Source organism: Kibdelosporangium aridum (assembly GCF_900176515.1).
Lineage (GTDB): Bacteria > Actinomycetota > Actinomycetes > Mycobacteriales > Pseudonocardiaceae > Kibdelosporangium > Kibdelosporangium aridum.
Map to the genome: position 1 here is coordinate 1,925,812 of NZ_FWXV01000001.1, position 13,284 is coordinate 1,939,095.

General features: G+C 67.1%; 11 protein-coding genes. 3 read left to right on the plus strand and 8 right to left on the minus strand.

Going from position 1 to position 13,284, the window contains the following annotated elements:
• The first annotated feature begins 112 nt into the window (after nucleotides 1-112).
• Entirely contained in the window at nucleotides 113-922 is an 810-nt protein-coding gene (locus tag B9C43_RS08265; RefSeq protein ID WP_160096402.1) for an ANTAR domain-containing protein, read from the plus strand.
• Here B9C43_RS08265 and B9C43_RS08270 read toward each other — a convergent pair.
• Both B9C43_RS08270 and B9C43_RS08275 read right to left on the minus strand, forming a co-directional pair.
• A complete protein-coding gene (locus tag B9C43_RS08270) occupies nucleotides 914-4,600 on the minus strand; it encodes a tetratricopeptide repeat protein (RefSeq protein WP_160096404.1) in 3,687 nt (1,228 codons plus the stop codon). The two genes, B9C43_RS08265 and B9C43_RS08270, sit on opposite strands and share 9 nt — an antisense overlap.
• Nucleotides 4,601-4,602: 2 nt before the next feature.
• On the minus strand, nucleotides 4,603-4,989 hold the full coding sequence (locus B9C43_RS08275; RefSeq protein ID WP_033386689.1) for a toll/interleukin-1 receptor domain-containing protein: 387 nt from the start codon (nucleotides 4,987-4,989) through the stop codon (nucleotides 4,603-4,605).
• Nucleotides 4,990-5,170: 181 nt separating this feature from the next.
• Here B9C43_RS08275 and B9C43_RS08280 point away from each other — a divergent pair, with 181 nt between their 5' ends.
• Both B9C43_RS08280 and B9C43_RS08285 read left to right on the plus strand, forming a co-directional pair.
• A complete protein-coding gene (locus B9C43_RS08280; RefSeq protein ID WP_033386692.1) occupies nucleotides 5,171-5,494 on the plus strand; it encodes a putative quinol monooxygenase in 324 nt (107 codons plus the stop codon).
• Nucleotides 5,495-5,578: 84 nt separating this feature from the next.
• A complete protein-coding gene (locus B9C43_RS08285) occupies nucleotides 5,579-5,980 on the plus strand; it encodes a hypothetical protein (RefSeq protein ID WP_084425320.1) in 402 nt (133 codons plus the stop codon).
• On the opposite strand, the gene B9C43_RS08290 is transcribed toward B9C43_RS08285, so the two are convergent.
• Genes B9C43_RS08290 through B9C43_RS08315 form a run of 6 tightly spaced genes read right to left on the minus strand, consistent with a single transcriptional unit; the run spans nucleotide 5,977 to nucleotide 13,282 of the window.
• Complete coding sequence (locus tag B9C43_RS08290; protein WP_084425321.1) at nucleotides 5,977-6,333, minus strand: GntR family transcriptional regulator; 357 nt, start codon at nucleotides 6,331-6,333, stop codon at nucleotides 5,977-5,979. The genes B9C43_RS08285 and B9C43_RS08290 overlap by 4 nt on opposite strands.
• Nucleotides 6,334-6,361: 28 nt before the next feature.
• Complete coding sequence (locus B9C43_RS08295) at nucleotides 6,362-7,612, minus strand: vWA domain-containing protein (protein ID WP_084425322.1); 1,251 nt, start codon at nucleotides 7,610-7,612, stop codon at nucleotides 6,362-6,364.
• Nucleotides 7,613-7,623: 11 nt separating this feature from the next.
• The gene (locus tag B9C43_RS08300; RefSeq protein ID WP_084425323.1) at nucleotides 7,624-9,807 is read right to left on the minus strand and encodes a serine/threonine-protein kinase; all 2,184 of its coding nucleotides are present in this window, start codon (nucleotides 9,805-9,807) and stop codon (nucleotides 7,624-7,626) included.
• On the minus strand, nucleotides 9,804-11,042 hold the full coding sequence (locus B9C43_RS08305; protein ID WP_084425324.1) for a caspase family protein: 1,239 nt from the start codon (nucleotides 11,040-11,042) through the stop codon (nucleotides 9,804-9,806). Before B9C43_RS08305 ends, B9C43_RS08300 begins: the two co-directional genes overlap by 4 nt.
• 3 nt (nucleotides 11,043-11,045) lie before the next feature.
• Nucleotides 11,046-12,017 (minus strand): glutamate ABC transporter substrate-binding protein, encoded by a 972-nt coding sequence (locus B9C43_RS08310; RefSeq protein ID WP_084425325.1) that lies wholly within the window; start codon nucleotides 12,015-12,017, stop codon nucleotides 11,046-11,048.
• Nucleotides 12,014-13,282 carry a hypothetical protein gene (locus B9C43_RS08315; RefSeq protein ID WP_084425326.1) on the minus strand — a complete coding sequence of 423 codons (1,269 nt, stop codon included), beginning with the start codon at nucleotides 13,280-13,282 and terminating at the stop codon, nucleotides 12,014-12,016. Before B9C43_RS08315 ends, B9C43_RS08310 begins: the two co-directional genes overlap by 4 nt.
• Between the last annotated feature and the right edge of the window lie 2 nt (nucleotides 13,283-13,284).

The window sequence follows — 13,284 nt, forward strand, 5'->3', positions numbered from 1 at the left end:
TGTTCGTAGTCCTGAATGTAGTCGCTATAGGGTGCGGTCAGTCGGTGCGAGTCCAGCAGCGCGGCGAACCCGGCGCGTCCTTGTCGTGTCCGCAAGATCAAAGGGAGCGCGTGTGGCGCTTACCAACCACATCTCCGACGATGTATCCCAGCTGCGTCATGAGGTGTTCGACCTCAAGGCAGCGTTACGGTCCCGGCCGTTGATCGCCCGAGCCCTCGGCCTGTTGCAGGGCCGGTACGACCTCACCGACGACACGGCGTTCACGCTGATGCGCGACTCGGCCCAACGGCACAACCTCAAGCTGTCGACGCTGGCGTCCAGCTTGCTGGCAGCGAAACCACCCGCTGGGCGAGACTGGTTCCCCGGGCGGGTCCGGCGTCTCACGCCGAAGATGAGTTACCTGCCGGAGAGGCAGACCAACCGCACGGCTGTGCTGACTGCGTTCCTGGACACCGTGTTGGGCACGATGGACGCCGACGCCGGTGATCTGCAGCTGGTCGATCAGCTGACCGGTGCCCTGCAGCTGGAACAGCACCGCGGCCTGTCCGTCGAATTCATCGACTTCTTCGCGACTGTCACCGATGGCGAGACCTCGTGTGGCACGGCCCTGCGTCGCCGCAGCAGGGTGATCGTCACCGACGTCGCCAAGGACCCGATCTTCGCGGGCACCGCGTCCGGCGAGGTGGTGCTGGATGCCGGCGTCCACTCAGTACAGAGCACTCCCCTGGCCCTGCCGGATGGCCGGTGCGTGGCGATGGTGTCCACCCACTACGCGCGGAAGGGTCGCGCCCCCACCGGAACGGAGGGTGCGCGGCTGGACAAACTGGCGTTGGAGACCGCGCTGTGGCTGGACTGGCACCAGCGCACGGTCGTGCTCGACGCGCTGGAACGCGTGCACCAGGAGGCGCTGCGGCTACGGTGACGGCACGTGGATCCACGCCGTGGCATCGGTTTCCTTGATCGCCACGCTGACTTGCCGGTAGGCGCTGAGGTCCGCGTTCGGATGCGGCCGGATCACGTTGTCGTAGAAGGTGGCCGACACGATGAACGCGACCGGGCTTGCCGACTCGTCCAGCGCCCGGCGCAGCGGGATCGCGTCGACCAGCCGGAACGCGAAGTTCACCGATGCACCGACCGGGCCGAGGTCGTCGACGGACACCTCGCCGGAGTGCAGCGCGACCCGGAGCTTGAACCGTTGGCTCTCCGGCTGTGTGCGGTTGTGCTCGAGTACGGCCGCGACGAGCGCCTGCGGCAACGCGTCCACGAACACCGCCTTGGCCACCGCGGCCGGGACCATGATCATCAATCCGTCGCCGCGGTCCTCGACCCGGCAGGCGTCCCAGTCGATGTCGGTACGGCGGAATGCCGACCGCAGCGCCCGGATCGGCCCGTCCCGCAAGGTATGCGCATCCGATGGGGCGACGTCGACGACGAGGATGGCGGGTTCCTGCAGGCTGGCCGTCCCGCGCTGGTCGAGTGACGCGAGCTTGGCCAGCACGGTGTCCGCGTCGGGGTCGCCGAACTCGTGCAGCAGCTCAAGGGCGTGCTGCCACGTCGATCGGGCTTTGGCCCGGTCGCCGAGCGCCTGATAGGTGTCGCCCAGCCGGCTGAGGGTCACGGCCTCGCCGTACCGGTTGCCTGCTTCACGCGACAGCCGCAGCGCGGTCTCGTAGTGCTCGACCGCCTCGGGGAATTGGCGCAGACCGTGATGGACTTGGCCAAGTCCTTCCAGGGCAAGGCTTTCCCCGCCGCGGTTGTCCAGATCCCGGTACAGCTCGCGCGCCTGCTTGAACTCCTCCAGCGCTTGCCGCAGCTCCCCGGTCTGCACCGCGCAGTCGGCTGAGGTCACCAAGGCGTCGGCTTCGCCGAGGCGATCAGCGTTGCGGCGGAACAGATCCAGCGCCACCCGGGCGTGGAACACCGCTTCGTCGGTTTGGTTACGCCGCCCGTAGACCTTGCTGAGCGCGAGTTCCGAATGGGCCTCCCCCACTTCGTCCCGAAGTTCACGGCACAACCGCAGCGAGAGCTCGTAGTGCTTGACAGCTTCGGCGATCCGGCCGAACTGGCCGTGCACTCCCCCGAGGTTGCGGTGGATCTCCGCCTGGGCGTGCCGGTCGCCTGCTTGGTCCGCGGCTCCCAGGGCGGTGTGCTGCACGCTGGCCAGGTCGTGCCACAACCCTTGCTGGTCGAGAAAAGGCGTGATCGCGGAGGCCAGCCGCCACGCGCGCTCGTCCAATCCCAGCTGGGCGGCCGAGTCGATCGCGGCGAGCAGCACCATCCGCTCGGTGGCGAACCAGTGCCGGTCACCGCGGCCGCTGCGCTCGATGTAATGGTCGAGCACGCGGCGGATCGCGTCGTCGCGCTCCCAGTCCGAGTCGTTGGCCATCGCCTGCTCGTGCGCGTAGAGCCGCAGCAGGTCATGGAATCGGTATCGCCCTGGCGTGTAATGGTGGATCAGGTGCGCGACACAGACTTCCCGCAGGACTTGCTGCGCCTGTGGTTCGGTCAGGTCCGTGATCGCGGCGACGGCCGCGAGGCCGATGTCCGGCCCGGGATGCAGGCCCAGCAACCGGAACACCCTGGCGGACTCGGGACTGAGCGCCTGATAGGTCCAGGAGAACGCGGCACGGATACTCGCGGACTCGTCATCCCCGGCCAGCACGGCCAGCCGGCTGTTGGCGTCGTTGAGCTCACTCGCCAGGACGTGCAGCGGGAACTCAGGGTGCGCGGCGGCGTGCGCGGCCACGATGCGCAAGGCCAACGGCAGACCGCCGCAGTATCCGACCAGTTGCGCGGCCGCGTCGGGTTCCGCGTCGATGCGTTCGTCGCCAAGGCACCGTGCCAGCAATGTGAGCCCGGCGTTGCGGTCGAACACGTTCAACGCGACCTGCACCGCATCGTTCTTGGCCACCAGGTCAGCGAGCCGAGCGCGGCTGGTGACCAGCACACGGCATTGCGCCGAGCCCGGCAGCAACGGCAGGACCTGCTCGGTGGAGCGCGCGTTGTCCAGCAGCACCAGCATCCTGCGGCCCGCGACGATGCTGCGGTACAACGCGACGCGCGCTTCCAGTTCCACCGGCATGGCCTGGCGGGAAATCCCCAGGGCGTCGAGGAACAACAGGAGCGCCTCGGCAGGCTGGACCGGACGGCCGGACGGGCTGAACCCGCGCAGATCCACATACAGCTGACCGTCGGGATAGCGGTCCGCGACCTGGTGGGCGAAGTTGACCGCCAGCGTGGTCTTGCCGGTGCCCGGCGCGCCGGTGATCAGGAAGACGCCCGCGTCCGGTGAGCTCTCCAGCCAGCCCAGTTCGGCTTCCCGGCCGACGAACGTCTTCACACCGCGGGGCAGGGTGCGCGGCTTGAGCAGCCGCTGCCCGGTGCCCGAGATCGTGACCTCGGCGGTGTCCTCGATCGGACACGGCCAGACCGTCACCGTGATGAAGTCCGATTCCCGCAGCACCGTCGGAACAGGACTGCCCGTGGTCCGGCAGTCCTGCAGTGCCGTGGGGATGCCGCTGCCTTCGCCTTCCACCAGCCGCACCCACGACAGGATGTGCGCGAGCCGGTAGTTGCGCTTCTTGGACTGCCCGTTGAACTCGGTCAGCTCGTGCGGTTCGCCGACCGGGATGTCGTGGCCCAGCCAGTCGCCTGGGCTGCTGATCTCGACGCGGTCGTCGAACACCCGAACGTGCACACAGGAGTTGTCCTGCGAATAGTCCCGGTGCACCAACGCGTTCACGATGATCTCGCGGACCGCGATCATCGGGTAGGCGTAGACCGGCACCGCCTGAGCGTGGTCCTCGCTGGGGCGTTCACCGCGGCGGACGTGCTTGGCGACGAACTCACGCGCGTTGACGATCTGGCCGGTCACTGGGCCTTCGTAGGTCTCGCCGTCCCGGCGGCCGGAGCGGTCAAGGCCGTAGTAGCGGACGCACTTGACCATCGCGGCCGAACAGGCGAGGGTCGGGCTGCGGCCGAACAGCAGCACGCCGGTGCGAGTCAGCCCGCCGTCGGCCCAGACTTCGATCTGGTCGAGGAACTGCGACGAGGTGAGTCCTTCCGGATACCTGCCGCTCACCTCGGGCCGCATCTGGGCACGGAAGCTGGCCAGCGCGTCGGGGTCCACCAGCGTCACGTCGGTCGGCTCGTCGAGGTACTGCAGCCCCTTGCCCGTCCTCTTGCGCCGGGTCCCGGCGGCGGCCGGCACGGGCGGGAATTGCGCGGTGAGCGCGTCGACCAGTTCCCGCACACCTCTCGCCGGATCGGCGTGATACTTGGCCACTTTCGTTTTCACGGACAGCTGTTCGACGTAAGCCTGTTCGTCCATCTGAACGACGAATACACGGTTGGCGCCGGCGTAACCGGCATTCACGATCTTGTGCGCCCAGGCACTGCCGACCGATCTCGCCGTCGCGCACAAAACGATCGGCACACCAGCGGACATCGCTTTCATCGCGTTGCCGATCCGCGATTCGCCGACGAGCACCGTGCCGTCGTGGGCGACTTCGTATCCGGCGTCGCGAAGCGGCTCGGCGAGCTTTTCGGCGAGGTCCTCCTCACCCTCGGCGCAGACGACGTAAACCGGTTGCCGGGTCATGGTCATTTCATGGCCGCGACCAGTGCACGGACGCCCTCATCCCAGTCAGCGGTGAGGTCGACGTGCTTGATGTCGGCCAGGATCGCGGGCGCGTCGCCACCGGTCAGCCGGACCGGCAGCAGCTTCACGTCCTTCCCGCTGACCTGCCGGTGCAACGCGGACATCCATTCCCGTTCCTGCCACGGACTGGCCGAGGAATTCGGCGAATAACACAGCACCAGATACGCCGCATCGGTCAGGCCGTCGTTCATCTTCTGCACAACGGAATCACCGATGTTCAGTTCCCACGTGTCCAGCCAGACATCGTGGCCGTATAAGCGCAGGTCGAGGGCAAGACGTTCGGCTTCGGCATGATCGGTGCTGCGATAACTGATGAAGACCGCGGCCATCCACCCTCCCATCGGCAGGGCCAAGGATAGCCGTTCGGCCGTGCCGGAGTATGGCCTACACCACATGCCACAGAAAATTTCGGATTCGACTGTCCACAGCGGAACGACCGTGCCGGTGGCGTCGGGCCGGGCGTCTCATTCTGCGACAGTCAGCGGCCGCAGGCTCCGATACGATGCGGTAATGATCTTCATCACCGCCAAGTTCCTGATCAAGCCGGAATTCGCCGACCAGTGGCCGCAGCTGACCAAGGACTTCACCGAGGCCACCCGCGCCGAGCCGGGATGCCTGTGGTTCGACTGGTCGCGCAGCGTGGACAACCCCAACGAGTACGTGATCGTCGAGGCGTTCCAGGATGACGACGCGGGCGCGGCGCACGTGACGTCCGACCACTTCAAGAACGCACGGCGGACACTCCCCCAGTACCTTGCCGAGACGCCGCGGATCGTGAACTTCAAGATCCCGCAGAACGAGTGGTCCGCCCTCGGCGAATTCGCTGTGGAGTAACGGAATTCGGCGCTAGGGTCGCGCCATGGTCACGTTCCCGTCGACGACGTCACGCCCGCCACCGAGCCGCTGCCCACGCAGCCGTTGAGCGAGCTGTGTCCCGACGCGCTGGCCATTGGCGGCGACCCGGCGCGGCAGGTGGTCGTGCCCGACGGCGTGCATCCGCGGCATCCCGTCGATCACCCTGACCGGGACGGTCGAGGACTGGCGCAAGATCGGCGCTCCCACGACGGCCCGAACCCGCTGCTCGACTCGCCGATCAGCCAACCGGAGAACGACTCCACAACGGAACACGGCATCCGCAGCGACAACGCACCGGCCACACTGTCCAAAGTGGTCATTCACGTCCAGGAGCGCGACAACCACGCGGTCGCGCTGCACGCAGGCCCGGTCGGCGTCGCACAAGACGACGACTTCGTGTGGCGTCCCATCGTGGGCTGGCATCTGACGCGCGCCTCCATTGAGATGGGCGATGTCATCGACTAGTCGATCGACAGCGCCGCCTTCACGATGCTCAGCGCTTCCTGCGGGTCCAGCCCGAGCGCGCGGGCCTGCGAGGCGTAGTCCCGCGCGGCCCGCTGGATCACGATCCGGCTCTGTTGACCTGCCGCGCTGACGAACGTGCCTGCCCGGCCGCGGGTCTCGATCAGCCCGGCTTCCTCCAGCTCGCGATACGCCTTGGCGACCGTGTTGGCCGCGAGTTTCAGCTCCGCTGCCAGCGCGCGCACGGTCGGCAGCTTGGCGCCGACGGGCAGCGTGCGATCGGTGATCTGCTGAGCGAACTGCGACCGGACCTGCTCATAGGGCGCCACGGACGAACCCGGGTCGATCGTGATCACGCCACTCCTTGCTCACAGGTCAGGGCCTTCAGGATACGGAGTCGTCCTTCTTGCGCCACTGCACGGTCTTGCGTGACTTCACCGAGGCCATTTCGGCGTCCAGACCGGACATGTCCCGCCGCATCCCGGTCATCACCTTCCTGATCATGCGCACCGTGTCCTCACGGCCGGAGGCTTGCGCCAGCTCGGCGGCCCGCCGGAGTTTGGCGGTCGCTTCCTCCTTGCGGCCCGCGGCCAGCGCGGCGAGACCTTCCTGGGTGTACGTGTTCAGCTCCATCTGGCCGGTGTAGTGCGCGACGCGTTGGTTCATCTTCGTCGACAGCGTGGCATCCGCGGTCCAGCACGCCACGATCAGGCCTTCGGCGACCTCCTGGCTCTCGGCCACCACCTTCACCAACCCGGCCAGCATCTCCTCGTCCAGCTGCCTGCCGGGCGGCAGCTCGATCGACAGGTGGTAGTCCCGGGTCTCGGCACCCCACGCGCCGGTCGGGTAGTCGGTGATCCGCTCCGACACCGTGGTCCCGTTCTCGGTCAACGGCAGGATGTCCGGGAAGACCTGTTTGACGAACCGGATCCGCGCACCGCGCGGCAACCACAGCCGCAGCGACACGCCCGCGGTCGTCTTGCCCATCACCGACTCGATCATCTGCTGGAAATCGGCGGCCAGCCCTTTCGCGTCCGGCAGGCCATCGGCGGTCCCCAGCAGGACGTCCGCGACGGCGTTCAACGGCTCAGCCGACCAGCCATCACCGACACCGCGGCTCTCGCACACGAAGTTGCCACGGCAGCGTTCCAGGGTGGCCAGCAGTTCTTCGTGTTTCTGGCCCACGTTGTGGCCGTCGGTGAGCAGGATGGCGTGCTTGATGTCCGCCTGCTCACCCTGGAACAGCTCGTTCGCCAGGTCAAGCCACGTGCCGATCGCGGTGCCACCGCGGGCCACCAGACGCCGCACCGCTTCCCGTGCATCAGCTCGCGTCGCAGGCGAGGCGGCCATCAGTGCCTGGTTGGCGGGGTACACCATCCGCGCCTCGGTCGTGCCCGCTATGACAGCGAACGCGACCTCGTCACGCAGCAGGTCGATCGCCTGGTTGGTGGCCCGTTTGGCCTCGATGATCTTCTCGCCCTCCATCGAGCTCGAGCAGTCGATCATGATCACCTCGGCGGCCGTGACCGCCGGGCCCCGCCTGCCACCCGACGCGCTCACCGACACCACCGCGTCGATGCTCCGGCCGCCCTCCGGCAGGTACTTGTTGTGGTCGACGTGCAGCTGGAAGCCCATCCCCCGCCCCTTTAGAACAATGTCCGCGGCCGGACGCGGTTGGCCGTGCGCACGAGTTCGATCTTGCGGTCCACGTCCTCGGTCACCCCGGCCAGGTCGCGATACGCCTTTTCCAGGCCGAACCGCAGGTGCCGGTCCGCCAGCGGACGCCCGAGCACCTCACCGGAGGCCTCGGCGCCGTCGTTGTCCCTGACCCAGTCCAGTGCCGCGGCGAACACCTCGATCGACAGCTCCGCTTGGCGTTCGATGCCGATCTTGAGCCGCGTCAGCCGGGCACCCGCGTCGAGCAACTCCGCCTTGGCCAGATTCGGCGACAGGCAGGTCCGGATGGCAGCGACTTGGGCGAAAGTATGTTGCGCGCTATCTTCTGGCACGCCGTCCAATGCCGTGATCGCTGCCGCCAACTCGCCCCGGCGGGCCAGAACCCGGGCATAGCCGAACGCAGCGCTCACATAGCGGGTGTCGGCGCGCCAGACCCGGTGGTACAACGGGCCGGCTCGATCGTCGTCACCGTCCCACTCGGACGCCGCAGCAAGCGCTAGCTTGGGCGGAAGCTCGCCCGGCAACGCGGCGTACACATGCTCGAAGTAGGGGCGAGCCTCGTGCGGACGGCCTGCGGACAACGCCGCCAGACCCCGATACCAGGACACACGCCAGTCATGCGGCGCCGACGCCGCGTACGCGTCAAGGTCCTGGTGTGCGACGTCCAGTTGTCCCGCGGCGATGCGGGCACCGACGAGCTGCAACACTACTTCCGGGCTCTGCGACGGAATCGCCAGCAGCGCGTCGACCACGGAGTCCGGGTCGGCTGCCGCGATCGCGGCCAGGTGCCCGGCGGCAGGATCGGCCGGGTCGACCAACGGCGCCGGCAGCGCGGGCCCGACCGCCGACCAGTCCACTTGCGACAGCGAACGATCGCCCGCGATCACCACGTCTGTACCGAACGTACGTTGCTCCACAGTGAACACCCGGGACGTCAGCGTCGGCGGACGCACTTGCGAGGCTGACAACACCTCCTGCAGAACGCCTTCGAGCTGGCTGCGCATCTGCTCCGCCGAGGCGAACCGCTGCGCCGGATCCGGGTGCGTCGCCCTGCGCAGCAACAGGTCGAACGACTCGTGCGCCGCCAGCACCGGCACATCGTCGCGATCGGGCAGCCGATCGGCGTATTCCTTGGTGAAGCCCTCGAAGTTGAAGCTCAGCACGGCGAGGCTGCGGCCGACGGTGTACAAATCGGACGCTGTCGTCGGCCCGGTGTCCCCGATCTCCGGGGCCTGATAGCCGACCGTGCCGAGGAACATGTCCGGGACGTCGTCCATCGGCACGACCGCGCCGAGGTCGATCAGCTTGAGCTGATCGCCGGTGTGCATCGCGTTGTCGGGCTTGAAATCGCAGTAAAGCAAGCCTTTCTCGTGCAGGTAGCCGATGGCCTGCAGGATCTCGATGCCGTACGCCAGCACGTGGGTCAACGGCAACGGCGCCCGCTGACCGCCCTCGTCGTGGTACTCCCTGTGCAGGTCGAGCAAGGTGCGGCCGTCTATGTACTCCATCACGAGATAGCCAGCCATGGTGCCGGTCAACGGATCCGGATGCCGGACGAAGTCGATGACCTTGACGATGTTAGGGTGATCCACCGCGATCAGGAACCGCCGCTCCTGCCGGGCCTGCTCGATCGCCTCTGGATCGGCACTGTCGATCACTCCTTTGAGGACGACCGCACGCTGCAGCCCGGTGTCGTCGAAATGCGTGTCGTGGCCGAGGTAGATCCAGCCTTGGCCACCGCGGGCGATGCACCTGTCGATCTCGTACCGGTCGACCGCGTCGGTCTCGGCCAAGGTCGGCTCGAAGCAGAACGGCGTGCCGTCCTTGCGGCAGTAACCCCTTGCCCGCCCTGGATTGCCGTCACGGCCACGGCCGACAGGTGTGTTGCACTTCCGGCAGAACCGTTGCGACTCTTCGATCGGCTGGACCGGCCCGCCAGTGGGTTCGCCGCGGCTCACGCGCGGCATGCTCACCCAGCCAGCGCCGAACCGGGACGTGCTGACCGGCCGTGAGATCGGCCGTTGAACGCTCTGCGGTTCACTGCTCGGCTTCGTCGGCGGTTTCGGCGCGGCCGGGGCTTTGTGGCCGCAATCGTCACAGTAACCGTGCGGGCCATACGATCCTGTGCAGCCAGGCTCAGTGCAAGCACTCACATCCGCCCCTCTCGCCGGTCGGTGACGGCACGCTGAAACGCATTGACCGCCCGCAAAGCACGGCCGAGGTCACACGGTTTGGTCCACAACAGATCGCGCGCCGACGCGTACAACCTCGCGATATCCCAGTCCTCCGCGATGTGCAACCGAACCGCCTGCGCCTGATAACCCTTCAGCCGCTCACGCAGCTCCCCGCGCCGCTCCAGCAGCCCATTGCCCAGCGCCCGCAGGCGACGCGTCGCGTTGCGCCCGTCGGTCAAATCGCCTTTCAGTTCGGCCAGTTCGTTGCTGACCGGCTGACCCGTGGCCGCGACCTGTTCCAGGACGTCCAGCCGATCCGCCAGCCGAGCCGCGACCTCGGTCACCGGCGGCAGGTTCGGCCCACTGATCTTGTCCAGCACGACCTCGTAGACCACCTTGGTCTCGGCCTCTTCCACCGCGAGCCGGTCGACATCGGCACGCAACGCCGTCATCGCCTTTCGGATCAGGTGGGCTGGGTTGTGGCCAAGTGCCAGATGCGCCGCCATGTCACTGTTGTTGCCCCGCGGCTCAGGCCAGCCATTGCGCCGCATCACCGCACGAACCTCACGGAACAGCACGTCCAGGGTCAACAACATCCCCGGGGCCCTCGGGATCCCTTCGGTCAACAGCCGCAGCAGTTCACCCGTGAACAACGTATTGCGCCTGCCCGGCGGGGCCAATGCCCTGCCTTGCGCGGCCGCGAGCACGTACGCACCGGCCACGTCGACCTCGTCGAGCATCGTGTCCACCGGTGAGTTCATCGTCGGCTCGAGCACCCGGCCGGCGAAACAGCAGTCCAGGATCAGCACCCGGGTCCGCGCTGGACTGTCCAGAATGTACTGACGGAGATCCGCGCAGCGCAGCGCGGACGTCCGCAACGACTTCGACCTGGTGTCCCGCAACGCAAGACATAGCTCGTTGTGCCGATCCCACGTCATCACGCCGTGCCCGGAGAAATAGACCAGCAGCACATCTTCGGCCTCAGCCGCGGCCGTGACGATGTGGTCGCCGACGTCGGCCTGCGCAGGCGGATCGCGCAACACCAGGCAATGTTCCGGCCGCAGCCCAGCTCCCTGCGGCGAGGTCAGCGTCGCCGCCAAATCGGTCAGGTTGTGGGCCACACCGGGCAAATCCGTCAGGTCCGGATCCTGGTAGTCGGCCGTGCCGATCAACACCGCTCGGGACTTGGCCGGATCAGGCAGTCGGGCCGTCATGAGTCACTCCGCCTTGTATTGCGGGACAGGCGGTCTCGCGTCCACTATGTACTTCGCCAGGTACTGGTCCTGCAACTGCTGCCACCGGCCGCCGGCCTGCAGGTTCTCCAGCACGCCGTTGACGAACCGCACCAGGTCAGGCGCGTTGAGCGACATCGCGATACCCGTCGGCTCGTCGGTGAACCGCTCAGGCAGGATCTGGGTCGCTTCGTCCTGCGCCGCCAGACCGGCGAGGATCACGTCCCCTGTGGACACCGCGTCGATCTGGCCTTGCTGCAGCATCACCAGACAGTCGCTGGTGTTGGCCGCCGCCACCGGTGTCGGCTTCGCGGGCAACTCGGCGATGGTCTTGATGTTGGTGCTGGTGGCCGACGCGCAGACCTTCTTGCCAGCCAGGTCGGCCGTGCTGGTGATGCCGGACTTCTTGTTCACCAGTACTTTCTGACCGGCGGAGTAGTACTCGGCCGAGAAGGCGACCTGTTCCCAGCGTTCACAGGTCATCGTCATCGCGGCCATCACCATGTCGACCGGCTCGACCGGGTTCCCCTTGTCGTCCGCACCCCGGATCGCCGGGATCCGCTCGGCCGCGTTCAACGCCCGGAACTGGATCTTTTCCCGGTCACCGTTGAAGATCGCGGCCGCTATCTCCCGTGCGATATCCGCCTCGAAGCCCTTCACCTTGCCGTCGTAGGGATCGCGGTGGCTGAGCAGGTACGCGCTCGACCCGATGCCGAGAATGAGCCTGCCTCGCTCACGAATCCGGGCCATCGTGCTGCCAGGTTCAACAGCACCGCCGGCCGGTCTGAGACTCTCCTTCGGATTACACGGCCGGGTAGCGCTTTCCGGCAACGGCGGCGCGAACGTCACGCCTGACGGCATCACCGTCACCGACGGAACCCCGACCGGCACCACCGCAGGCTCGGCACCGCACCCGGTGATCAGCAGCGCGACAACCAGCAAGGCCCGGATCTTCATCGGTACTCCCGTATTCGCGGAGCCAACCCGAACCACACGGCCAGGGCAGCCACCACAGACAACACCGCGATCCCGATGTCCGCCATGCTCAACGCTCCCCTGGCAGACACCGCCTCATCGTGGAACTTGCCCGCGGCACGCGCGATCGCCGTGCCGAGTTCCCGATCGACTGTGCCGTACAGCTCACCGGGCACACCGTTGGTAGCCATCTCGATCGCCGTGTCGTAGTCGCCCCTGTCGTCTTGACTACGCAGTTCCCGATGACTGTCCACCCAGCCGTGCCACGCGTTGATCGCATTGTCCACTGGCCCAACGGTGTCCGCGCTGGCAGCGGCCTTCGCGTTGGCGAGAAGCCCGCCGTTGAGCTCATTGCGCACAAGGACGAAATGGTCTTCGTACGAACGGCCGTTTCCCCTGGCCACCAACGTCAACGCTTCATCGCTGCGGGCTTCCAGGACCTTGATCCGCGCTTCGGCGAACGCCTTCACCGCGGCAGAACCCTGCTGCTGACTCGTGACACTGTGATCCGCGGCCTTGGCCGTGGCGATGGCGTACCACGAAACCGCGGCCAGCGCGGCGAGTGTGGCCACCAGCATGCCCGCGTTCAGCACTCGCCGAGTGGTCCGCGTGAGGTAGATCTGCACCGCCACCAGTCCCCCCAGCACGAGAAACCCCACGACGAGAAGAGTCCAGCCGACCACACCGGCCTGGTTCTGCGCCTCTTCCAATCGGGTGGTCTCAGCCATGTACAGGCGTTGGGCCAACCGCAACATCGTCCCCTGCACCAGGTGCGACGCCTCCCGGATGTACGAGACACCGAGCGGTTGCCCTTGCCGGTTGTAGGCTCGGGCCCGTTCGACCAGCCCGGTGTACATCGGAAGATATGCCGCCAATTCGGTGACGATCACGGCACTTTCGCCTGTCAGCGAACCAGCTGCCGCTGTGGTCAACGCCGCCGCGGCCTCGGTGATGTTGGTCTGGTACCGCTCACGCAACGGCGCCGGTTCCACCCCGCTGACCAGAAACGCGCTCGCGACCGTGGCATTGGCCTCGGACAACGACTGGTAGATCTCCACAGCCGCATTGGTCACCTGGCCACTGCCCTCGATGACCTCGGTCAACACCGCCCGCTTGCGCTGAACGTCCAACGCGGCCGCAAGACCCGTGGCCAGACAGACAAGTACGAGGATGACAAGCAGAACGGTGAGCTGACCTGGTGCCCGACGGCTGAACGTGATCGCCTTCTGTACTCCGCTCGGCGGCAACC